The sequence below is a fragment of the Streptomyces monomycini genome, assembly GCF_022271435.1.
Lineage (GTDB): Bacteria > Actinomycetota > Actinomycetes > Streptomycetales > Streptomycetaceae > Streptomyces > Streptomyces monomycini.
In genome coordinates this window covers 42619-63404 of sequence record NZ_JAFIQY010000037.1, presented here as the reverse complement: position 1 = coordinate 63404, position 20786 = coordinate 42619, and the positions used below count along the sequence as shown (strand labels likewise).

The window sequence follows — 20786 nt, the reverse complement described above, 5'->3', positions numbered from 1 at the left end:
AGCGGAGCCGGGGCCGGCCGTGCGTCGCGGATCAGTCCTCTTCCAGGCCCTCCACCCGGATGGAACGCGTCGGGCAGCTCCTCCTGGCGCGGAGGAGTTCGCGGGCCAGCTCGGCGGACGGGTGCGGATCGAGGACGACGACACAGCCGTCCTCGTCCTGGCCGAACACCTCCGGGAGCCGGTTGACGCACAGATTGCTGGTCACACAGGTCTCGTTGTCCGCGACGACGGTCAGACGGGTCTCGGGGCCGTCCGGTGTGCCGGTGCCGGGCATGACGGCCTCACCACTTCACGGGGATCGCGGCGTACCCGGCGAGGAACCCGCCCACGGGCCGGACCAGGTCCTCCCCCGGCACCGCGAGGGCCAGGCTCGGGAAGCGGCGCAGCAGGCCCGCGGTGGCCTCCTGGAGCTCCATACGGGCCAGGGCCGCGCCGGCGCAGAAGTGGATGCCCGCGCCGAAGGTCAGGTGGTGGTTGTCCTCGCGCCGGATGTCGAGGGTGGTGGGGTCGGTGAAGACCTCCTCGTCCATGTTGCTCTCGACGGAGAGCAGGACGGTGCTCCCCTTGGGGACCACCGTGCCGTCCTGGAGGGTGATGTCCTCCAGGGCGTAGCGCAGCGAGCCGAGCGAGGTGCCCATGATCTGGTAGCGCAGCAGCTCCTCGACGGCCGAGGGGACGAGCGAGAGGTCGGCCTTCAGCTCGGCGGCGGCCGCGGGCCGGTGCAGCAGGACGGCCATGCCGGTGCCGATCTGGGAGGCCGTGGTGACGTATCCGGCGATGAGCAGGGTCTTGACCCAGTGCTGGAGCTGGTGGTCGGTGAGCTTGTCCGGGTCCTCGGCGTTGACCTTGATCAGGTCGCTGATCAGGTCGTCACCGGGGTCGGCCCGCTTGGCGGCGATCAGCTCGGAGAGGTAGTCCCAGTACTGCACGCGGCAGCGCTCGACCTCCTCGTCCGACAGTTTGCTCACGGACAGGTAACCGTCGATCAGGGTGCGGAACTTGTCCCGGTCCTGCGGCGGCACGCCCAGCATGTGGCAGATGACGAGGATGGGCAGCGGGAAGGCGAACGCCTCCATGAGTTCGGCCTCGTTGCTCCCGTCCGCCTCCATGGCGTCCAGCAGGTCACCGGTGATCTGCCGGACCACGGGGCGCAGCGCCTCCAGCCGGCGGTGGCTGAAGGCGCGCATGACGATGCCGCGCTCGACGAGGTAGCGCGGCGGGTCGTTGTCGATCTCGGGATCGGCGAAGAGGTCGTTGCTGGCGGAGATCCGGGAGACCGGGTGGCGGGCCCAGTTGCGGCTGAGCCGTTCGTCGGCGTACAGCCTGCGGACGTCCTTGTAACGGGTGACCAGGACCGCGGGGTCACCGCTGGGCAGCGTGATATCCAGCAGCGGGCCCTCCCGCACGGAGCGCCAGTCCGCCGGGACATCAGGCGCGGGGGCCCACGGGAAGGGGTAGCTGACCGGGCACTTGGAGCTCACCTGACACCTCTCTCGGCTGCGGGGGCTGTCGTGCGCAGTCTTGGAAAGCGCACTGGTGCCGGGCTCGACGTCCGGTGGAGCCGGGCCGGCCGGGGTCCGGCACGGGACGACCGCGGATCGAGCGGTTCTCCATCCGGCGGTGCGAGATTCCGTTGCGGACAGGTCCAGGGACAGGGCGGCGAAAGGGAGTACCGGTCATGACGGGCAGTGCTTCGGACCTCGGTACGGCGGCGGGCATCCTGCGTCTCGGCAATCGGTTCTGCGACGCGAAGGCGCTGCTCACCGCCGTACGGCTGGATCTGTTCACCGTCCTGGACGACGGGCCGGCCACGGTCGGCGAGCTGCGCGTACGGCTCGGTCTGCACGGGCGGGGCCTGGCCGACTTCCTCGCGTTGCTCGCCGCCCTGGGCCTGCTGCGGCGGGACGCCGACGGGCGCTACCGCAATTCCGACGCCGCCGCCCGCCATCTCGTCACCGGCCGCCCGGAAGCGGTCGGCGGCTTCCTGCACGGCGCCGACCTCAACCTCTACCCCGTCTACGGCAGGCTCGCGGAAGCGCTGCGCACGGGCCGGCCGCAGGCCGAGGGCGACTACCTGGGCATGCTGCGGGACCCGGTCGCCACCGGCAACTTCGTCCGCATGATGGACGGTGTCACCGCCGGGCTGGGGAAGCCGGTGCTCGCCGCGCTGGACGGCGTGGAGTTCGGTTCGGTGCTCGACGTGGGCGGCTGCCGCGGGCATCTGCTCGGCCAGGTGCTGACCGCCCGCCCGGACCTGCGGGGGCACCTGTTCGACCTGCCGCAACTGGAGCCGTTCTTCGACGCGTACCTGGCCGAGACCGGCCTCACGGGGCGGGCCGTCTTCCACGGCGGCGACTTCTTCCGTGACCCGCTGCCCCCGGCGGACGTGCTGATCTACGGCCATGTCCTGCACGACTGGGACGCGGCCCAGCGGCAGCAACTGCTGGAGGCTGCGTACGAGGCGATCCGCCCGGGCGGCGCGCTGGTGGTCTACGACCGGATGCTCGGCGAGCGGCCGGACGACACCGAGAACCTGGTCGCCTCGCTCAACATGCTGCTGCTGACGGAGGGCGGCGGGGAGTACACCCTCGCCGAACTGACCGAGCAGGCCCGCGCCGCGGGCTTCGCCGCACCGGAGCACCGGCCGCTCGCCGACTTCGACACGCTCGCCGTCTGCCGCAGACCCTGACCCGGACCGCACCTCCCCCGCGCCCTCCTTCCGGCGCCCCGGACCACCGCACCGACACCTCAAGGAGACGTACGTATGAGCCGTTCCCTCTCGGACCAGCCGACCTCGGCCGATTACCTGCCCGTCATGTTCGGTTTCGCCCTCTTCCAGATCGGCGGGGCCGTCTCCCGGCTCGGCATCCCCGACGCGCTCGGCGACTCCGCGAAGAGCGCCGCCGAACTGACCGCGCACACGGGCGCCGACCCCGACTTCCTGCACCGGCTGCTGCGCGCCGCCGTCCCGGCCGGGCTGCTGTCCCAGGACGGGCAGGGCCGCTTCGCGCTGACCCCGCTCGGCGGCATGTACCGCAGCGACTCGCCGCTGCACGGCGGCCCGCTGGACGCCATGCACGGCGCGCCCGAGGTCTGGCAGGCGTGGGGCGCGCTCGAACAGTGCGTACGGACCGGCAGGCCCGCCTTCGACCTGGTCCACGGGCACGGCCTCTTCGAGCACATGGTCCAGGCGCCCGAGCACGCGGAGGTCTTCCACGCCGCGATGGCCGCCGGCAGCGCGGTGCAGGTGCCCGCCATCGTCGAGGGGGTCGACTTCACACGCTTCCGCCGGGTGACGGACGTCGGCGGCGGGAACGGCACCCACCTCGCCGGTGTCCTGCGCGCCAACCCGGAGGTGCGCGGCACCGTCTTCGACACACCCGACGGGGTCCTCGACGCGCCCCGCGTGCTCAAGGAAGCGGCGCTGGAGGACCGTTGCGAGGTCGTCTCCGGGTCGTTCTTCGACTCGGTGCCCGCCGGGGCGGACGCGTACCTGCTCAAGAACATCCTGCACGACTGGGACGACGCCTCCTGCCGCCGCATCCTCGGCAACTGCCGGGAGGGCCTGGCGCCGGGCGGCCGGATCATCGTCTTCTCCTCGGTGCTCGCCGAGGGCCGGCACGACGAGGACCCGGGCGACGCGCTGGGCGCCGCGCTGATGGACATCGAGATGATGGCGGTCACCACCGGGCGCGAGCGCACCCGCAGGGAGTTCGAGGAGCTCTTCGCGAGCGCCGGGCTGAAGCTGGCCGGGCTCACACCGCTGAAGTGCCCGTTCCTCTACTACGCGCTGGAGGCCGTGCCGGTCTGACGTACGGCCGCGGAGGCGGACCGGCGGGCGGCCCGGGGGCCCTCCCCCGGGCCCCCGGCCGGGTACCGCGGGCGGCCCCGGCCCCCGGGCCGCGGCCGCCTCACAGCGGCACGTTGCCGTGCTTGCGCTCCGGGAGGTCGGCGTGCTTCCCGCGCAGCGCGGCCAGCGCCTCCACCAGCACCCGGCGGGTCTCGCCGGGGTCGATGACGTCGTCGACGAGGCCCCGCTCCGCCGCGTAGTAGGGGTGCATCAGTTCCGCCCGGTACTCCCCGACCAGGCGGGCCCGGGTCGCGTCCGGGTCGGCGGCGGCCGCGATCTCGCGGCGGAAGATGACGTTCGCCGCGCCCTCCGCGCCCATCACCGCGATCTCGTTCGTCGGCCAGGCGAAGGACAGGTCGGCGCCGATGGAACGGGAGTCCATCACGATGTACGCGCCGCCGTACGCCTTGCGCAGGACGACGGAGACCCGCGGGACGGTCGCGTTGCAGTACGCGTACAGCAGCTTCGCGCCGTGCCGGATGACACCGCCGTGCTCCTGGTCGAGGCCGGGCAGGAAGCCGGGGACGTCCACCAGGGTCACCAGGGGGATGTTGAACGCGTCGCAGGTGGAGACGAAGCGGGCCGCCTTCTCGGACGCTTCGATGTCCAGCACCCCCGCCAGCACGGCGGGCTGGTTGGCGACGAAGCCCACGGTCCGGCCGCCCAGCTTCGCGAGCGCGCAGACCACGTTGCGTGCCCAGCCCTCGTGCACCTCGAAGAACTCGCCGTCGTCGACGATCTCCTCGACGACCTCGCGCATGTCGTAGGACCGGGCCGGGTCGGCCGGGACGAGGGCGGTCAGCGCATCGGTGCGGCGCTCGGGCGGGTCGGTGACCGGGACCTCCGGCGGCAGTTCGCGATTGTTGGCGGGCAGCAGCGACAGCAGGAAGCGGACGTCCTCGATGCAGTCGGCCTCGTCGTCGTAGGCGAAGCCGGCGACCCCGGAGACGCCCGCGTGCACCCCGGCGCCGCCCAGCCCGTCCTGGCTGATCTCCTCACCGGTCACCGCCTTGACCACGTCCGGCCCGGTGAGGAACATCTGGGACGTGCCGCGGACCATGAACACGAAGTCGGTCAGCGCGGGGCTGTAGGCCGCGCCGCCCGCGCACGGGCCGAGCACCACACTGATCTGCGGTATGACGCCGGAGGCTCGGGCGTTGCGCCGGAAGATGCCCCCGTAGCCGGCCAGGGCGGTGACGCCTTCCTGGATACGGGCCCCGGCCCCGTCGTTGAGGCCGACCAGCGGGGCCCCGGCGGACAGCGCGAGGTCCATGATCTTGTGGATCTTCGCGGCGTGCGCCTCGCCCAGCGCGCCCCCGAAGACGCGGAAGTCGTGCGCGTAGGCGAAGACGGTCCGGCCGTGCACCCGGCCCCAGCCGGTCACCACGCCGTCCCCGTGCGGCCTGCGGTCCGCCATGCCGAAGCCGGTGCTGCGGTGCCGCCGCAACGGCTCGGTCTCCGTGAACGACTCCGGGTCGAAGAGCAGGTCCAGCCGCTCCCGCACGGTGAGTTTGCCCTTGGCGTGCTGGCGCTCGGTGGCGCCGGGGTCGGGCCCCCGGCGCACCTCCGTCTTCAGGCGGCGCAGTTCCTCGGTGGACCGGCGCAGGTCGGGCCGGGGCGCGGCGGCGAGGAGTTCGTCGAAGGTCGTCATTGCGTGACCGTAGGAGCGGTGCCTCAAAGGGTGCTGAAGACGGGCTGGAAGGTTCCTCGCCCGCCGGTCGACGCCTGTGCCGTGCCCCGGCCAGGCGGTGTGCGCCCGGCCGGGGAAGTGGCACGGGCCCTCAGTCCGCGCCCGCGGCCGCCAGGTCCGGCACCGTGCCGCCGGAGAGCACCGCCTGGTGGAGTTGCTGGAGGAACGGGGAGGGCTCCAGGCCCAGCTCCGTGACCAGGGTGCCGCGCAGCCGTTGGTACGCCTCCAGGGCACGCCACGAACCGCTCGAACGGTGCAGGGCCAGCATGAGCTGGGCGCAGAACCGCTCGTGCATGGGGTGACGGGCCGTCAGCACCAGCAACTCGGGGACGAGTTCGGCGTGGCGTCCGAGGTGCAGGTCCGCGCCGATACGGCACTCCAGGGCGGCCATCCGGCTCTCCTCCAGGCGCAGCGCTTCCAGTTCCAGGATGCTGCCGGCCCGCACGTCGACCAGCGCGGGCCCCTGCCACAGGGCAAGGGCCCGGGAGAGCTGCCGGGAGGCGGTGCGGTGGTCCGCGGCGTGGAGGGCCGCCCGTCCGGCGGCCACCAGTTGCTCGAACTCCTGGACGTCGATCCGCCCGGGACGCACCCGCAGCAGATAGCCGCCGAACCGGGTGACGAGCACGTCCTTGGCGTCGACGGCGGGGTTTCCGGCGAGCGCGGCGCCGATCTTGCGGCGGAGCTGGAGGATGTACGTCTGCAACGTGGTGGAGGCGCTGCGCGGTATGCGCTCGCCCCAGATCTCCGCCATCAGGGCCGGTACCGTGACGACATGGTCGGCCTGCAACGCCAGCATGGCCAGGATCTGCCGGGGCTTGGCCGCGCTGGGTACCACCGGGACGCCGTCCTCGTGTGCGGTCAGCGGGCCCAGTAACGTGATGTCCATTGCGCGCTCTCCCCTCCAGGTTCACCTCGCACGGTCCGGGCCCCGGGGTGTGACACCCGGCGCCTGTCGATCAGAGTGGCACCAAGGTCACCGGGCGCCCAGTGACCGAGGCACGAACCCGGACATGAGATTTTCACACTCCGCCGATGACGGCGGCCGGCGCCCGCCGCTGCGGGCCGGGCCCGCCGGACGTACCGCGCCTACGGAGCGGGGTACGGCCACGCTCCGGTGAACGGACGACGGCTTACGGATGGCCACTGAGATCCCCGCCCCTTATCCGGCTGTCCGACTTTGCACAACCAAAGCGCCATTACTGCCCATTCTTTCGGCCAAGTTCCCATCATCCGGGTAACGTGTGCGCGGGACTTCGCGTCCCGCCGCGCCATCTCACGAGGAGGCACCGCATGGTTGACCCTTTTCGACGAAAGGCCGCCGGAGCCGGCCCACTCAATACGGGGACCAGCGGAAGCAGATACCGTGCCTCGTTAGGACAGGGGGTGGACGACCAGCCGTTCCGCGCCACCCCCGGGGGTGAGATCCCGGCCCTCCACGTGGCCAGAATCATCACCGTCATTGTGCTGTGCGGCTATACAGCCGTCCCTATCCTCGATGTTCTCCGGGATGATCCGCCCCTAAACCTTCTGCTAATGTGTTGCGGTTCGGCATTCGTACTCTTCTTCTTGCAATTGCTGCACAGTACGCCACGAGCCCGCCGCTGGCCGTTGCCGCTGAAAACCTTGACCCTCACCGCCCAGTCCGTCCTGACTTTCCTCCCGTTCCTGTGTCTGGGCATCACGTGGGCCGGTATGAGCGGCATTCTCGGCGCCTCGCTGCTGCTCATGCTGCCCGCGCCGCTGTCCTGGTTCCTGTTCGCCCTGGTGACCGCGGTGGTCGACGGCTACGCGTTCGCCCTCGGGCTGCCGGCCGTCGCCGAGCTGTACACCCCGCTCACCACACTGCTCACCGGACTCGTGCTGTACGGGCTGACCCGGCTGACCGACCTCGTGTACGAGGTCCACTCGGCGCGTACGGCGCTGGCCCGCATGGCCGTCGCGCAGGAACGTATGCGCTTCTCCCGGGACGTGCACGACCTGCTGGGCTACAGCCTGTCCGCGATCACGCTCAAGTGCGAGCTCATCCACCGTCTGGTGGCGACCAGTCCGGCCCGCGCCCAGGAGGAGGTCACCACCGTCCTGGAGGTGTCCCGGCAGGCCCTCGCGGACGCCCGGCTGGTGGCGCGGAGTTACCGCGAGATGTCCCTGGCGGACGAGGCCGAGTCGGCCGCGACGGTACTGGCCGCGGCGGACATCCGGGTCACCCTGGACCTCTCCTGCGGCCGGCTCCACCCGGCCGTGGACACGGCCCTGGCGACCACCCTGCGCGAGGGGGTCACCAACATCCTCCGGCACAGCAAGGCCCAGTCGTGCAGCATCACGGCGGTCCGCAAGGACGACACCGTCTGGCTCACGCTCGTCAACGACGGGGTGGTGGGCAAGGACCGGCCCGCCGGCTCCGACGGCAGCGGCCTGAACAACCTGGGCACCCGGCTCGCCGCCATCGGGGGCCGCGTCACCTCGGGGATACGCCGCGACGGGCGTTTCCACCTGGAAGCACATAGTCCGGTCCGGCCCGGCGCGTTATGCCCGGAGCACAGATAATCTTCACCGCACGGCCGGAAGAACCGCATGTTCGATCGGGGGACATCCATGCTGTCGGTGAGGATCCTGCTTGCCGAGGACGTGCACATGATCAGGGGGGCTCTCGTCGCCCTGCTGGAGCTGGAACCGGACCTCGAAGTGGTCGCCTCTCTGGACCGCGGCGACACCATCGTGGAGACCGCGCTGCGCACCCGCCCCGACGTGGCCGTCATCGACATCGACCTGCCGGGCGCCGACGGCATCACCGCCGCGGCGGAGCTGCACCGGCGGCTGCCGAGCTGCCGGGCGCTCATCCTCACCAGTCTCGGCCGCCCCGGCACGGTCCGCCGGGCGCTCAGCGCGCACGTCGCCGGATTCCTGCTGAAGGACGCTCCCCCCAGCGACCTCGCCAGGTCCGTCCGGTCGGTGGCGGCGGGCGAGCGGGTCGTCGACCCCCAACTGGCACTGTCCGCCTGGGAGGCGCGGGACTCACCGCTGTCGCCACGGGAGACCGAGGTGCTCCGGCTCGCGGCCCGCGGCGCCGACGCGGCCGACATCGCACGTTCCCTCTTCCTGACCAGGGGGACCGTCAGCAACTACCTCACCGCGATCGTCACGAAGCTCAACGCCCGCAACCGGATCGACGCCATCCGCGCCGCCGAGGAGGCGGGCTGGATACCGTGACCGCGGCAGTGCCGGGGGCGGGCGGTCACCACCTGGCCGCTCCCTCGGCGAGCGGCCGGACGTCCAGCGCGGAGAGCACTCCCGCCAGGTCCGCCACACCGCTCCCCGGCCCGTCGCACACCGGGAAGCAGCTCGGCCCCGCCGCCCCGCCGATCCGGCGCACGTACGGGGTGAGGACGGCCTTCGGCGCGATCTCCACCACGTGGGTCGGCGCCTCCCGGCACAGCATCCGCCGTACGGCCTCGGCGAACCGTACGGGCGAGGTGAGCTGAGCGGCCCAGTAGTCGGCACCCAGCGGCTCCGCCCACCGGCAGCCGTACACCGTCGAGTAGTAGCCCGTCCGGGGCCGCTCCGAGACGATCCCGGCCGCCCGTGCGCGCAGCCGCGGGACCGCCGGTGCCATCAGCGGCGAATGGTAGGCGTGCCCGGTGGGCAGCAGCCTGCTGGCGACGCCCTCCGCCGAGAGGGCGTCGCGCGCCCGGGCCAGGGCGTCGAGCCGGCCGGAGAGCACGGTGGCCCGGGCCGCGTTGACCACCCCGACGTGCACCCCGGGCTCCGCGGCGGCCGCCAGGGCCTCGTCCGGGTCCGCGCAGACGGCCAGCATGCCGCCCCCGCCCGGCAGCCGCTGGGCACACCTGCCGGACAGCGCGGCCAGCGCCGCCGCCTCGGCCAGCGGCAGGGCCCCGGCGATCACGGCCGCCGCCAGCTCCCCCACTCCGTGGCCGACCACCGCGACCGGCCGCACCCCGGCGTCCAGCAGGGTCCGGGCCAGGGCGTAGCCGACGGCGAACGCCACCGGTGGCGACAGCGCGGCACGGTGCGGGCCCGGACCGCCGTCCCGGATCAGGGCGGCGACCGAACAGCCGACGTGCGGCCGCAGCGCCTCGTCCGCCTGGTCCAGGCAGGCGCGGTACGCGGCGGATCCGCGCAGGAGGCCGGCCGCCACGGCGGGGTGCGGACCGCCCGGGCCGCCGAGCACGAACGCCGGGCGGATCCGGCGGCCCGCGTCCCGGCGGACCCGGCGCGCGGTGAGCTGGTGCGCCAGGGCGCCCACGGAGGGGTACACCCAGAAGTCCTCGGGGTCGAGCAGCGGGCCGAAGCCCTCCTCGATCTCGCCGAACAGGCCCAGCATCGCCACCGAGTCCAGTCCGCACTCCGCGAGGAGCGTCTGGGGGCCGATCTCCCGGGACGCGTAGCCGGAGATGCGCCGGATGAGCCAGTGCAGCGGGTCCGGCTCGTACGGTCCGCCGCGTGGTGGTGCCTCCACGTAATCCCCCTTCGCTTCCCGCCCCCCGCGGGTCTCACCCGGCCAGGGCGGCGGATCCGGTGCTGAGGTCGCCGTCGAGCCGCTGGTGCAGCGGGCGGATCCGGCCGCGCAGGAACAGGTCGCGCATCGCCGAGCGCTCCACCTTGCCGCTGGTGGTGCGGCGCACCGTGCCCGGGCGGACCAGCAGCACCCCGCCGACCCGGACGTCGAACTCCTCGGTGAGGCAGCGCTCGACCTGGGTGGCGAGGGATTCGAGGTTCACGTCGAAGCCGGTGCGGGTGCGCAGTTCCTGGACGACCACGACCCGCTCCCGCTCCCCCGGTACGCCGAACGCCGTACCGGGCCCGAACAGCGCGCTGACGCGCTGCACCGTGCGCTCGACGTCCTGCGGGTAGAGGTTGCGTCCGGCCACGACGATGACGTCCTTGAGCCGCCCGGTGACGAAGAGCCGGCCGTCACGCAGCGCGCCGAGGTCCCCGGTGCGCAGGTAGCCGCCCTCGCCGTCCGCCGTGACGGCCTGGAAGGTGCGGGTGGTCTGGCCGGGGTCGCGCCAGTAGCCGCGCGCCACGCCCCCGCCGCGCACCCAGATCTCGCCGATCCGGCCTTCCGGCAGTACGGCCCGGGTGTCCGGGGCGACGATGCGGACGTCGCAGCCTGCGGCGGTCCCGCAGGACGCCAGGCGGCGCGTCGGCCGGCCCGGTACGGGGGCGCGCCACAGGTTGCGCTCCAGGGCTTCGGCGTCCACCGCGCACCCGTCATCCGGCTTCTCGTCCCGGCCGCCGGAGACCAGCAGGGTGGCCTCGGCCAGCCCGTAGCACGCCGAGAAGGCCTCGGGGCGGAATCCGGCGGGAGCGAAGCGCTCGGTGAAGTCCCGCAGCGTCGCGGGCCGTACGGGCTCGCCGCCGGAGACGGCGGTCCGCCAGCGGCTCAGGTCGAGTCCGGCCGCCTGCTCGTCGGTGACCCGGCTCACGCACAGCCCGTACGCGAAGTCGGGGGCGCCGCTGACGGTGATCCCGTACCGGTCGACGGCCTGCAGCCAGCGCACCGGGTGGCGGACGAACGTCTCGGCGGGCAGCATCACCGAGGTGCTGCCCAGCCACAGCGGGTGCAGCAACTGGCCGACCAGGCCCAGGTCGTGGTGGAGCGGGAGCCAGCCGCCCAGCCTGGTGCCCGGTTCGGTCTCCAGTGCCTCGTGCATCGCCCGCTGGTTGGCCAGCAGGTTGGCGTGGGTGACGACCACCCCGCGCGGGCGGCCGGTGGAGCCCGAGGTGTACTGGAGGTAGGCGACCGTGTCGGGGGCCAGCGCCGGGGGCCGCCAGGGGTCGGCGGCGGGCACCACGTCGGCGGGCAGACAGAGCGTGCCGCCGTGTCCGCACTCCGCCAGCATCCGCGACATCTCGGGGGCGAGCGCGGCGTCGGTGAGCGCCACGCACGGCGCGGTGTCGCGGACGATCCCGGCGATGCGCTCCATGTGGTGGGCCCGTCCGCCGCCCGGCGGGGCCGGTACGGCGACGGCGCCCGCGTACAGGCACGCCAGGAAACTGACGGCGAACCGGTGGCGGGAGCGGTGCAGGAGCAGCACCCGTTCGCCCGCGGCACCGTGGCTCTGCAGCCAGCCGGCGAGCCGGCGCGCCGAGGTGTCCAGGCTCCGGTAGGTGACCGTCTCCGGCTGCGGCCACTGCGCGCCGTCCGGCAGCAGGAGCAGGGCTTCCCGGTCCGGGTCCGTCTCGGACCGGGCCAGCATGACGTCGGTGAAGGTGCGATGTGCGGTCAATGCGTCCCCCTCGCGAGTGATGCCTCGGTGCTGTCCTCGAACGCGGGCCGGCGGTCCGGCGGCGCGCACGCCCGGGCCGCGGCGCACAGCGGTCCGTGCCGGCCGGTGGTGGCACGACGACGGATCATGGCGCGGACCAGGACACCGCGGAGCGGCGCCGGGAGGGCGTGCTGCCCCAGGAGGCGCGGCGCGGGGCACCGGGGGTCCCCGGGCGGCCGGGCGCCGCCGGGGAGAGCGGCGCCGCGGCGCTCAGCAACGTCGTCAGCACGGCGGTCAGGGCGGCGAGTTCGGCGTCGTCGGGGTGACCGCGGAGCACGGTGAAGAGGGCGTGATCCGGCATGGCGCCAGTCTGTGCCGGTCAGCTCGAACGCCGGTGGAACTCCGCCTGCGGAACGCTTGAGCCGGTCCATCGGGGTCAGCTCCGTCCGCCGACGGTCCGCACCCGCTCGAAGGCGAGTCCGGACGCCAGGTGGCGCAGGTGCCGCTCGCCTTCGAGGAAGCGGTCACCACGCGTGGCGGCTTCGCACGACGCGGCGCTGTCCCACCAGATGAGGCCGAGGTAGGCACGCGGTTCGACGGTGTACCGCAGCAGCAGGCAGCCTCCGCACCCGGGGTCGTTCAGGAACTGGCCTGCCAGAGCGCCGAATTGCGCCTCGAAGGCGGCCGCCGGGCCGGACAGCGTCACCCGTACCAGCAGCGCGTGTGCGGCTCCGGCCACGGCGGGGCCGTCGCCCAGGAGCCCGACCGCGACCGCCTGCCCGGGTTCGACGGCCGCCAGCTCACCGAGCCGGTCCAGCCGTGCGCAGACCGCGTCCGAGTGGACCGCGCCGAAAAGGTGCTCGGACGACTGCCAGAAGGCCAGGTGGACGTAGCCGCCCGGGCGGTCCAGGGATTGCAGGACCACTTGGTTCGCCAGGCCCTTCGCGAGGTTCCAGGCCCGTACCTGGCGGGCGAGTTCGTCCTCGAACTCCTGCGCGCCGCGCTCGTCGCCGAGTACGAACCGCACGACGGAGGCGACCTGCCGGCCCCGCTCCCCGCCTGAGACGGCGGGAGACGGCTCGCGTCCCTCCCCGCCTGGGACGTTCCACATCACTGCGCATCTCCCTCTCGGAAATCCGGTGATCACCAAGAACCGGAGGGCTCGCCTCCGGCATCCGGAACGGGCAGGTGCGGGGCCGGACGGCTCCGGTGGCACGGCAGCTCACGCGCGGGTGCCGCCGGGCCCCGCCGCGAGGGTTCTTCGAGGTCCGGTCGAGCACCGCTTGCCAGGCTGCCGCGCCCGAGCCGTAGCCGAAGGGACCGACACCATGCCACGTACCGACCGTTCCGCCGGACCGCGACCGGCCGGCGTGCTGCGCAGCCTGCTGCGTCCGGTGGCCCGCGCCCTCGTCATGTACGGCTGGCTGTGGCTGCCGGGCGTACCGCCCCAGGAGTGCTACGGCGCCACCTGGCCGTACGGGCGCGAGGACCCGGCACGGCCGGTGCGCGCCGGCAAGTCCAGCACGGCCGACTTGAGCGGCCCTTGACCGCGGCGCGAGGCCACGGGCACCGCGTGGGGGCGGCAGCCGCGAGACGGAAGCGGCGGACAGCGAGACAGCGAGGGGAAGGCGCAGACGATGACCGTGGCCACGAGCGCCGCCGGGCCGGGCCCGGCGGCGGGGGCCGGGGCCGCCCCGTCCGCCGAGGCCGCCGTGCGGGAGCGCGTCGCCCGGCTGGAGCGCGGCTTCGGGGACCTGGACGACCCGGGCAACCCGCTGGGTGCCGCGCAGTTCGTACGGGCGGACGCCGGACGGCGGCTGCTGCCGGCGGCCGAGGCGCTGCTGGACGGTTTCCGGTTGCAGGCCGAGATCGTGCCGGAGGAACTGGGCGGCCGGCTGGGGCGGCTCGATGTGCTGGCGCGGGTGCTGCGGGCGGTGTTCCGGCGGGACGCCGCGCTGGGGCTGGCCTGCGGGACGGGTCCGTACCTGGCCGCGGCGGCCGTGTGGGCCGGGGGCTCGGCGCGGCAGCGCCACCGCACCGCGGACCTGCTACTTGCCGGCGGCCGGATGGCCTGCGCCTATCCGCAGCCGGCCGAGGGCAACGCCTTCCTGCACAACGGTTTCACCGCTTCCCCGGACGGTGCCGGGTACCTGCTCGACGGCCGCAAGGAAGCACTCAACAACGCTGCCCGCGCGGCGTCCCTGCTGCTGTTCGCGCGCGTGGACGAGCCCGGCGGGGACGGTCACCGCGCCTTCCTGATCGACGCGCCGCAGGCGGACGCGCCCGGATTCCGGCTGCTGCCCCGGCGGTCCACCACCGGCGTCCGCGGCTGCCTCGTGCACGGCCTGGAGTTCACCCGGTACCCCGTGACGGCGGACCGGCAGCTCGGCACCGGTACCGGGGCGGAACTGGCCGCCCGTGCCTTCCCCGCCATCCGCAGCACCGGCCCCTCTATGGCGCTGGGGTGCGCCGACACCACACTGCGCACGGCGGTCGCCTTCGCTCGCGCACGCAGCCGGGCGTCGGTGCGCGCGCCCCGCACCCGTCGGACGCTCCAGGACGCGTTCAGCGACCTGCTGCTGTGTGACGCGCTCGCGCTGGTGGCCACCCGGGCGGCGCATCTGCTGCCGCGCGAGAGCGCCACCCTCAGCGCGGTGGTGAAGTACCTCCTGCCCATGTTCCTGACCGAGACGGCTTATGACCTGTCGGCGGTGCTCGGGGCGGAGTCGTACGCGCGGCAGGGCGCGTACGCGGTCTTCCAGAAGGCGCTGCGGGACCTGCCGATGATCGGTCTCGGCCCCGCGGGCAGCGAGGCGAGCCGGGCGGCCGTCGCGGACCGGCTGCTGCGGCTGCCCGGACTGCGGCCGCCACCCGAAGGGGCGGCCGGCGCGGCGCTGTTCCAGTGCCATGAGCCGGGGCTGCCCGCGCTGCGACCGCGGGAGTTCGTCCTGCCCGCGGAAGGCGACTCCCTGGTGGGCGGTCTGGAGGAGACCGTCGAGCTGGCCCGCGCGGCGGGCGGCGGCGAGCTGGACCGGGCGCTCGCCGGGTACGCCACCGCGCTCGGCCGTGAGCTGGAGCGGCTCCGGCGCGACTGCGCCCTGCTCGGCCGGTCCGGCGGCCCCGCGCGGGCCCGGGTGTACGGGCTGGTGGACCGGTACGCGCTGATCGTCGCGGGCGCCGCCTGCCTGGGGGTGTGGCGGTACCGCACCGGCCCGGACGACGGCCTGCCGACCGGGCCGGCCTGGGCGGTCATGGCGCTGGCGCGGGTCCTGCGCAGGCTCGACCCGGCGGCGCCCCGGCCTCCCGCGTCGGCCGCGGAACCGCTGCTCACCGCATTGCTGAACCGTTTCGACGACGCCCGCAGCTTCGACCTGTACGCGACCCCGCTCGGACGATGACCCCGCTCGGACGTTGCCCCCGCCCGGCCGATGACGAGGAGACGGCGATGCCCCACCCGCCCCGTACCCCTCCGCCGCGCCCCGTACGCCCCGTGACCGGGCCGCTCCCCGTCACCGACGCCTCCTGGCAGCCGGTGCGCCGGGAACTCCGCTCCACCGGCGCCTCGGTGGTCTACGGGGCCGTCGCCGACTGGCTCCCCGCCGACCTCGGCGACCCCCGGCTCGCGGCGGCGCTCGGCCAGGACCACGCGCGGCTCCGCCACCTGACCAGGCCCCAGGTCCGGCGGCGGTTCGTGGCGTCCAGACTGCTGCTGAAGACGGCGGCCGGCGCGGTCCTCGACGCCGCCCCCGAGGAGCTGGACCTGGCGTACAAACCCGGCGGACGCCCGTACCTGCGCGGCATCGACCAGCTCGACGTGAGCCTGAGCCACACCGAGGAACTCCTCGTGGTGGGGCTGACCCGGCACAGCCGCATCGGGGTGGACGTGGAACACGCCGACCGCCGGATGCTCGGCCTGGGCACCGAGCGCCAGATGTGCACCCCGTACGAACTGGAGGCGCTGCGCCGCGTCGCGGAGGACCGGCGCAACGGCGAACTGGTGCGGCTGTGGACGCTGAAGGAGGCCTACAGCAAGGCGATCGGCCAGGGGCTGCGCTTCCGGTTCACCGAGTTCGGGTTCGGTGCCCGGGGCGGACGGATCCGGCTGCTGCGGCCGGACGGCTCGCCCGGCGTCGGCGGGGAGTGGGACTTCGGCAGTTGGCGGGTGGCCGGCCGGTTCACGGTGAGCGCGGCCGTGCACGACCCCGGGTTCGGCGGCCGGCCGGGGCCCGGCGGGCGGTCGCCCTTCGACGCCGCGTCGACCGGGCCGCTGCCGCTTCCCGACCGCGGTTCCACCGCTTGTTGAGCGCCGTTCCAGCAGATGCGGTGACGCTCGTTCCGTCTCGCCTGCCGACATCGTACGGAAAGGAGATACGGTGCGTGCTCTTCACGGTTTCCTCGCTGCGCGATGGCCCGACGCCGGCTCGGCCCGCAGACTGCTGTGCTTCCACCACGCCGGCGCGGGGGCCATGTCCTTCGCCGGGTGGCAGCGGCGGGTCGGCCCGGGCGTGACGGTCCTGCCGGTCCGGCTGCCCGGCCGGGAGTCGCTGCGGCGCGAGGCCCCGGTCACCGAGGCGGCGACGCTGGTCGAGGCGCTCACCCAGGAGCTGGGGCCGCTGCTGGACGCGCCGTACGCCTTCTACGGGCACAGCCTGGGGGCCCTGGTGGCCTACCGGTTCGCCCACCACCTGATCGAGTCCGGGCACCGGGGGCCGGAGTTGCTGGCGGTCGGCGCGTGCCCGGCGCCGCAGTCGCCCTCCCGGCTGCTGACGGGCGCGGCGGGGGCCGGCCTCACCGACGAGGAACTGGTGGGCCTGCTGGTCGACGGCGCGAGCGTGCCCGAGGCGATGCTCGCCCGCGGCGGGTGGCTGCGTGCGACGCTCCGCACCCTCCGGGCCGACCTGCGGCTGGCCGCCGGTCTGCGCGAGACGGCGCCGGCCGCCCTGCCCTGCCCGCTGTGGGCGTTCGCGGGGACGGAGGACCCACTGGTCGACGTCGCGCAGGTCGGTGCCTGGCGGCACTGCACGACCGAGCGGTTCCGCCTGCGGACCGTGTCCGGCGGCCACTTCTTCGTCCGCGGCCGGGAGGCGCCGCGGGCCGTGGGAGAAGCGCTGCACACGGTCATGCCCGTGCCCCGTACCGCCTGAAAGGTTCGTATACAGATAGGGGATCCGCGGATGGACATCAGCGTACTGGGGCCGTTCAGAGCGGTTCAGTCGGGAGCGTCGGTGACACCCACCGCCGTCAAGCCCCGCAAGGTGCTCGCCCTGCTCGCCCTGCAAGCCGACCAACTGGTCTCGACCTCCTCACTGGTGGAGGAGGTCTGGGGGGAGTCGCCGCCGCGCAGCGTGCAGACCACCCTGCAGACCTACATCCTCCAACTGCGCACCCTCATCTCCGCCGCTCTCGGCGAGGACCGCGCGGGACTTCCGAACGGCGCGAAGAGTGTCCTGGTGACCGAACCCGGCGGTTACCTCCTCGACACCATGGGCGGGCTGGTCGACGTCCAGGAGTACGAGGCGCTGGCCACGGCCGGCCACCGGGCGCTGGAACAGGGGGACTGGGGCGGCGCGGCGAGCTGCCTGGGCCGGGCGCTGGCGCTGTGGCACGGCCGGGCCCTGGTCGACGTGCAGTGCGGTCCCCTGCTGGAGGTGGAGGTGACGCGCCTGGAGGAGTCGCGGATGAGCGTCCTTCACGCGCGGATCGAGGCGGACCTGAGGCTGGGCCGCCACCATGAGGTCATCGGTGAGCTGTCCGGGCTCGCCGCCCGGCATCCCTTGCACGAGGGCGTCCACGGACAGCTCATGGTGGCGCTGTACCGGGCGGGGCGCCGCGGTGACGCCCTCAACACCTACCGGCAGTTGCGTGCCGCGCTGGGCCAGCACCTCGGCCTCGACCCGTCGCCGGGCATCGAGGACCTCCAGCAGGCGGTGCTCGACTCCTCACCCCTGCTCGGCCTGGACGGCTCGCTGCCGCTCGGGCGCCTGGTCCGGGCCGGCTGACGCCCGGCCCGTGCCCGGGGCTCCGCCCCCGCCCGCTCTCCGCGTCACCGCGCACCGGGCCCCGGCCGCCATCCGGGACCGGACCCTGACCGCTACCCGAGGAAGGAACACGGACGATGAGCGACATCTCGCTGGCCGAACTCAACGAACTGCTGCTGGAGTGCGTCGGGGCACCGGAGGAGGGCATGAGCCTCGACGGTGACGACGCCCTCGACACGCCGTTCCTGGAGTTCGGCTACGACTCCCTGGCCCTGCTCCAGGTGACGGGCGTCATCGAGCGCCGCCACGGCATCGCGCTCAACGACGACGCGGTGGCCGAGGCCGTGACGCCGCGCCTGCTGCTGGACCTCGTCAAGGAGGCGCCGCGCGCCGGGGCGGCCCGGTGACCTCCCCGGCCCCCCGCTCTCCCGGCCCGCCCGCCCCGGGAGCCGGCTTCGACGGCCGCCGGGTGGTGGTCACCGGCGGCACCCGCGGCATCGGCCGGGCCGTCGCGCTGGCCTTCGCCCGGGCCGGCGCCCGCCTCGCCGTCGTGCACCGCAGCGGCGGCGAGGCGCCCCGGCAGGTCGCCGAGGAACTGACCGCCCTGGCGGGCACACCACCGGTCCTGGTGCGCGCCGACGTCACGCGGGCGGCCGGTGCCCGCGCGGTGGCGGACGCGGTGGGTGAACACCTCGGCGGCGTGGACGTGCTGGTCAACAACGTCGGGGTGGACGGTCACGCGAAGTTCGAGGACCTCACCGAGGCGGAGTGGCACCGGGTGCTGAACCACAACGCCACCTCCGTCTACCAGGTCACCCACGCGCTGGCGGGGCAGCTCGCGGAGGGCGCCTCGGTGGTCAACATCGGCGCCTCGGCGGGGCTGCGCGGGCGGCCCCTCGGCGTGCATTACAGCGCCTCCAAGGCCGCCCTGGTCGGTTTCACCCGGGCGCTCGCCAAGGAGCTGGGCAGCCGGGGCGTCCGGGTCAACACCGTGGCCCCCGGCGTGACCGCGGCCGGTCCCGGCACCGGCCCGCCGCCCCCGGTCGCCGAACGGATCGCCGCGATGACGGCGCTCGGCAGGCTGGGCCGTCCCGAGGACGTGGCGGGCGCGGTCCTGTTTCTCGCCGGTGACGCGGCCGCGTACGTCACCGGTGTCACTCTCGACGTAGACGGAGGAATCTGATGCCTTACGCCGCCATCACCTATCGCGTGAAACCGGGCCACGAGGAGGAGATCGCGGAGGTCTTCGCGGGCTTCCAGCGGGTCGACCGGCCGGAGTTCACCGGGGAGTCCGGCGAGCAGGCGGGCCGGCTGCTGGGCACGGCCGTGTTCCTCAAGGACGACGTGCTGGTACGGGTCATCCACTACGAGGGGGACTTCGCCGCCGTCGGCCGCCACATGGCCGCGCAGAAGGGCGTGCACGTCCTGGAGGAGAAGCTCGCCCCGTACCTGGCCGAGCGCCGGGACACCCGTTCCGCACAGGACTTCGCCGCCTACTTCCGCGACGCGACGATGCGCTCGATCGCACAGCTCACCGTCGACACCCACCCCACCGCGACCCGGGCGTCATGACCGGTGCGCTCGGCGTCGCGGCGCTGCTGGGCAGCGGCATCACCGCGGGGGTGCTGTTCGCCGTGGCGTTGAGCGTGCTGCCCGCGCTCTTCGCCATGGACACGGGCACGTACGTGTACGCGCACCAACTGCTCGGGCGCAACTGGGACCCCACCATGCCGGCCATCGTGCTCGGCAGCGCACTGGCCGACGGGGTGCTCGCCGCCCTGGCTGACGGTACGGCGCGGCTGCTGTTCGTGCTCGCCACCACGCTGCTGGTAGGGGTGTCGGCCGTGTCGCACCTGTGCAACGTGCCGATCAACCGGCGGGTGAAGGCCGTCACCGACCCCGCGGCACTGCCACCGGACTGGCAGGACCCGCGGCCCCTGTGGCGCCGCTGGCACCTGCTGCGTACGGGGCTCGCCGTCCTGGCCCTGGCGGTGACGGCCGCCGCGGTCACGGCCGCCTGAACTCCGGTACGGCCGTCACCGGAGCCCCGGCACGGCAACGACTCCGGCCCTCCCGCACGCCCGGTGCGGGAGGGCCGGAGGCGTGAGCGCGCGGCAGACCGCGGGGCTCACGTTCGCGGTGCCTCCTGTCCGGGCTCCTCCCGGTCGCGTACGGAGATCTCGGCGACGGTGGTCAGGAGACTGCGCCGGAACGTGGCCACGAACCCCTCCGTCGTGTCGGTGTCCCGGGGGCGGCTCAGGTACGGCTTGAGCTTGCGCTCCACCTCGCGCACCCCGGGCTGGCCCGCCATGTGCCGGGCGACGGCGTCCAGGTCGCCGGTGTACTCGATGACGCGGACCAGGGTGTCGTCGCGCAGGAAGACGGCGGTGGCCAGGATGGTGCCGGCCGCGCGGCCCCGCGCGTCGGTGACGCTGCTGCCGCGCACCCGCCGGAAGTTCCCGAAGATCTCGGCCAGTTCCTTCTCGTGACCGGGCTTGACGTCGTACGTGATCGCTGCGAACGGCATGGGGCGGCTCCTGGTGGCTCGGACGGGCTCCCAGTGCATCCGGGCCGGCTCGCGGGCAGCTCAAGGGGCCGTACAGCAGCGGCGGGCGGGCTGGACGCGTTTTCGAGCGGACCTCCAGACGCCGGTGCGACGGTCCCGACCGATGCTGTCCGTGGCACATTCCGGGAGGTACGCCGTGCACCGCACCCTGATCGTCGCCCGCCTCAAGCCCGACAAGACCGAGGACATCGCCCGGATCTTCGGCGAGTCCGACGCCACCGACCTGCCGCACCTGGTCGGCGTCTCGCGTCGCACCCTCTTCCGGTTCCACGGGCTCTACTTCCACCTCGTCGAGGCCGACCAGGACATCACGCCCAACCTGTACCGGGCCCGCAGCCACCCGCTCTACGAGGACATCAACACGCGGCTGGCCGAGTGCGTCGAGCCCTACGACCCGGGCTGGAAGGAGCCCAAGGACGCGATGGCCGACCCCTTCTACATCTGGACGAAGGACGAGGGGCGGGTCAGGTGACCC

The 20786-nt window shown here is 73.7% G+C and carries 23 protein-coding genes; 14 read left to right on the top strand and 9 right to left on the bottom strand.

Annotation, left to right across the window (positions count from 1 at the left end; all coding sequences use genetic code 11):
* Positions 1–31: 31 nt before the first annotated feature.
* Positions 32–274 (bottom strand): ferredoxin, encoded by a 243-nt coding sequence (locus JXZ78_RS31125; protein WP_050502258.1) that lies wholly within the window; start codon positions 272–274, stop codon positions 32–34.
* Between the two features lie 7 nt (positions 275–281).
* Positions 282–1481: a cytochrome P450 gene (locus JXZ78_RS40875; RefSeq protein ID WP_030019052.1), complete on the bottom strand. Its 1200-nt coding sequence runs from the start codon at positions 1479–1481 to the stop codon at positions 282–284.
* A 197-nt stretch (positions 1482–1678) separates the two neighbouring features.
* On the opposite strand from JXZ78_RS40875, the gene JXZ78_RS31115 reads away from it, so the two are divergent.
* Both JXZ78_RS31115 and JXZ78_RS31110 read left to right on the top strand, forming a co-directional pair.
* A complete protein-coding gene (locus JXZ78_RS31115) occupies positions 1679–2689 on the top strand; it encodes a methyltransferase (RefSeq protein WP_030019051.1) in 1011 nt (336 codons plus the stop codon).
* 75 nt (positions 2690–2764) lie between these two features.
* On the top strand, positions 2765–3811 hold the full coding sequence (locus JXZ78_RS31110) for a methyltransferase (RefSeq protein WP_030019050.1): 1047 nt from the start codon (positions 2765–2767) through the stop codon (positions 3809–3811).
* 100 nt (positions 3812–3911) lie between these two features.
* On the opposite strand, the gene JXZ78_RS31105 is transcribed toward JXZ78_RS31110, so the two are convergent.
* Positions 3912–5501 (bottom strand): acyl-CoA carboxylase subunit beta, encoded by a 1590-nt coding sequence (locus JXZ78_RS31105; protein WP_030019049.1) that lies wholly within the window; start codon positions 5499–5501, stop codon positions 3912–3914.
* 130 nt (positions 5502–5631) lie between these two features.
* Positions 5632–6426, bottom strand: a complete 795-nt coding sequence (locus tag JXZ78_RS31100) for an AfsR/SARP family transcriptional regulator (protein ID WP_030019048.1) — start codon at positions 6424–6426, stop codon at positions 5632–5634.
* 737 nt (positions 6427–7163) lie between these two features.
* Here JXZ78_RS31100 and JXZ78_RS31095 point away from each other — a divergent pair.
* Both JXZ78_RS31095 and JXZ78_RS31090 read left to right on the top strand, forming a co-directional pair.
* Positions 7164–8084: a sensor histidine kinase gene (locus JXZ78_RS31095; protein ID WP_167745398.1), complete on the top strand. Its 921-nt coding sequence runs from the start codon at positions 7164–7166 to the stop codon at positions 8082–8084.
* Positions 8085–8132: 48 nt separating this feature from the next.
* Positions 8133–8747: a response regulator transcription factor gene (locus JXZ78_RS31090; RefSeq protein ID WP_030019046.1), complete on the top strand. Its 615-nt coding sequence runs from the start codon at positions 8133–8135 to the stop codon at positions 8745–8747.
* 25 nt (positions 8748–8772) lie between these two features.
* Here the strand turns inward: JXZ78_RS31090 and JXZ78_RS31085 are convergent, their stop codons facing one another.
* The 4 genes from JXZ78_RS31085 to JXZ78_RS31070 form a co-directional block, all read right to left on the bottom strand.
* Positions 8773–10014 carry an acyltransferase domain-containing protein gene (locus JXZ78_RS31085; protein ID WP_030019045.1) on the bottom strand — a complete coding sequence of 414 codons (1242 nt, stop codon included), beginning with the start codon at positions 10012–10014 and terminating at the stop codon, positions 8773–8775.
* Positions 10015–10048: 34 nt separating this feature from the next.
* A complete protein-coding gene (locus JXZ78_RS31080) occupies positions 10049–11788 on the bottom strand; it encodes a fatty acyl-AMP ligase (RefSeq protein ID WP_030019044.1) in 1740 nt (579 codons plus the stop codon).
* 124 nt (positions 11789–11912) lie between these two features.
* Positions 11913–12128 (bottom strand): acyl-CoA carboxylase subunit epsilon, encoded by a 216-nt coding sequence (locus tag JXZ78_RS31075; RefSeq protein WP_030019043.1) that lies wholly within the window; start codon positions 12126–12128, stop codon positions 11913–11915.
* Positions 12129–12203: 75 nt separating this feature from the next.
* Positions 12204–12878, bottom strand: a complete 675-nt coding sequence (locus tag JXZ78_RS31070; RefSeq protein ID WP_030019042.1) for an antibiotic biosynthesis monooxygenase family protein — start codon at positions 12876–12878, stop codon at positions 12204–12206.
* A gap of 217 nt (positions 12879–13095) precedes the next feature.
* Between JXZ78_RS31070 and JXZ78_RS31065 the strand changes: the two genes are divergently transcribed.
* The 9 genes from JXZ78_RS31065 to JXZ78_RS31025 all read left to right on the top strand — a co-directional run bounded on the left by JXZ78_RS31065 (position 13096) and on the right by JXZ78_RS31025 (position 19766).
* Positions 13096–13314 carry a hypothetical protein gene (locus tag JXZ78_RS31065; RefSeq protein ID WP_030019041.1) on the top strand — a complete coding sequence of 73 codons (219 nt, stop codon included), beginning with the start codon at positions 13096–13098 and terminating at the stop codon, positions 13312–13314.
* A gap of 90 nt (positions 13315–13404) precedes the next feature.
* Entirely contained in the window at positions 13405–15165 is a 1761-nt protein-coding gene (locus JXZ78_RS31060; RefSeq protein WP_030019040.1) for an acyl-CoA dehydrogenase family protein, read from the top strand.
* A 47-nt stretch (positions 15166–15212) separates the two neighbouring features.
* Positions 15213–16070 (top strand): 4'-phosphopantetheinyl transferase family protein, encoded by an 858-nt coding sequence (locus tag JXZ78_RS31055; protein ID WP_238783482.1) that lies wholly within the window; start codon positions 15213–15215, stop codon positions 16068–16070.
* Between the two features lie 70 nt (positions 16071–16140).
* The gene (locus tag JXZ78_RS31050) at positions 16141–16911 is read left to right on the top strand and encodes a thioesterase II family protein (RefSeq protein WP_050502256.1); all 771 of its coding nucleotides are present in this window, start codon (positions 16141–16143) and stop codon (positions 16909–16911) included.
* 30 nt (positions 16912–16941) lie between these two features.
* Positions 16942–17766 (top strand): AfsR/SARP family transcriptional regulator, encoded by an 825-nt coding sequence (locus tag JXZ78_RS31045; RefSeq protein ID WP_030019037.1) that lies wholly within the window; start codon positions 16942–16944, stop codon positions 17764–17766.
* A gap of 116 nt (positions 17767–17882) precedes the next feature.
* Positions 17883–18152 carry an acyl carrier protein gene (locus tag JXZ78_RS31040; RefSeq protein ID WP_030019036.1) on the top strand — a complete coding sequence of 90 codons (270 nt, stop codon included), beginning with the start codon at positions 17883–17885 and terminating at the stop codon, positions 18150–18152.
* Positions 18149–18928 (top strand): SDR family NAD(P)-dependent oxidoreductase, encoded by a 780-nt coding sequence (locus tag JXZ78_RS31035; protein WP_238783481.1) that lies wholly within the window; start codon positions 18149–18151, stop codon positions 18926–18928. The genes JXZ78_RS31040 and JXZ78_RS31035 overlap by 4 nt, the downstream gene beginning before the upstream one ends.
* A complete protein-coding gene (locus JXZ78_RS31030; protein WP_030019034.1) occupies positions 18928–19317 on the top strand; it encodes a SchA/CurD-like domain-containing protein in 390 nt (129 codons plus the stop codon). Before JXZ78_RS31035 ends, JXZ78_RS31030 begins: the two co-directional genes overlap by 1 nt.
* Positions 19314–19766 carry an anthrone oxygenase family protein gene (locus JXZ78_RS31025; protein WP_030019033.1) on the top strand — a complete coding sequence of 151 codons (453 nt, stop codon included), beginning with the start codon at positions 19314–19316 and terminating at the stop codon, positions 19764–19766. The genes JXZ78_RS31030 and JXZ78_RS31025 overlap by 4 nt, the downstream gene beginning before the upstream one ends.
* Before the next feature lie 107 nt (positions 19767–19873).
* Here the strand turns inward: JXZ78_RS31025 and JXZ78_RS31020 are convergent, their stop codons facing one another.
* Positions 19874–20272: a SchA/CurD-like domain-containing protein gene (locus tag JXZ78_RS31020; RefSeq protein ID WP_033037350.1), complete on the bottom strand. Its 399-nt coding sequence runs from the start codon at positions 20270–20272 to the stop codon at positions 19874–19876.
* Positions 20273–20447: 175 nt separating this feature from the next.
* Between JXZ78_RS31020 and JXZ78_RS31015 the strand changes: the two genes are divergently transcribed.
* Positions 20448–20783 (top strand): TcmI family type II polyketide cyclase, encoded by a 336-nt coding sequence (locus JXZ78_RS31015; protein ID WP_030019031.1) that lies wholly within the window; start codon positions 20448–20450, stop codon positions 20781–20783.
* The last annotated feature ends 3 nt before the right edge of the window (positions 20784–20786 follow it).

Excerpts from the sequence above, each read along its gene's own strand:
- JXZ78_RS31060 (WP_030019040.1), top strand. The coding sequence starts at position 13,405 with ATGACCGTGGCCACGAGCGCCGCCGGGCCGGGCCCGGCGGCGGGGGCC.
- JXZ78_RS31125 (WP_050502258.1), bottom strand. The coding sequence starts at position 274 with ATGCCCGGCACCGGCACACCGGACGGCCCCGAGACCCGTCTGACCGTC.
- JXZ78_RS31045 (WP_030019037.1), top strand. The coding sequence starts at position 16,942 with ATGGACATCAGCGTACTGGGGCCGTTCAGAGCGGTTCAGTCGGGAGCG.
- JXZ78_RS31020 (WP_033037350.1), bottom strand. The coding sequence starts at position 20,272 with ATGCCGTTCGCAGCGATCACGTACGACGTCAAGCCCGGTCACGAGAAG.
- JXZ78_RS31115 (WP_030019051.1), top strand. The coding sequence starts at position 1,679 with ATGACGGGCAGTGCTTCGGACCTCGGTACGGCGGCGGGCATCCTGCGT.
- JXZ78_RS31090 (WP_030019046.1), top strand. The coding sequence starts at position 8,133 with ATGCTGTCGGTGAGGATCCTGCTTGCCGAGGACGTGCACATGATCAGG.
- JXZ78_RS31040 (WP_030019036.1), top strand. The coding sequence starts at position 17,883 with ATGAGCGACATCTCGCTGGCCGAACTCAACGAACTGCTGCTGGAGTGC.
- JXZ78_RS31110 (WP_030019050.1), top strand. The coding sequence starts at position 2,765 with ATGAGCCGTTCCCTCTCGGACCAGCCGACCTCGGCCGATTACCTGCCC.
- JXZ78_RS31065 (WP_030019041.1), top strand. The coding sequence starts at position 13,096 with ATGCCACGTACCGACCGTTCCGCCGGACCGCGACCGGCCGGCGTGCTG.
- JXZ78_RS31075 (WP_030019043.1), bottom strand. The coding sequence starts at position 12,128 with ATGCCGGATCACGCCCTCTTCACCGTGCTCCGCGGTCACCCCGACGAC.
- JXZ78_RS31100 (WP_030019048.1), bottom strand. The coding sequence starts at position 6,426 with ATGGACATCACGTTACTGGGCCCGCTGACCGCACACGAGGACGGCGTC.
- JXZ78_RS31030 (WP_030019034.1), top strand. The coding sequence starts at position 18,928 with ATGCCTTACGCCGCCATCACCTATCGCGTGAAACCGGGCCACGAGGAG.
- JXZ78_RS31105 (WP_030019049.1), bottom strand. The coding sequence starts at position 5,501 with ATGACGACCTTCGACGAACTCCTCGCCGCCGCGCCCCGGCCCGACCTG.
- JXZ78_RS31025 (WP_030019033.1), top strand. The coding sequence starts at position 19,314 with ATGACCGGTGCGCTCGGCGTCGCGGCGCTGCTGGGCAGCGGCATCACC.
- JXZ78_RS31070 (WP_030019042.1), bottom strand. The coding sequence starts at position 12,878 with ATGTGGAACGTCCCAGGCGGGGAGGGACGCGAGCCGTCTCCCGCCGTC.
- JXZ78_RS31055 (WP_238783482.1), top strand. The coding sequence starts at position 15,213 with ATGCCCCACCCGCCCCGTACCCCTCCGCCGCGCCCCGTACGCCCCGTG.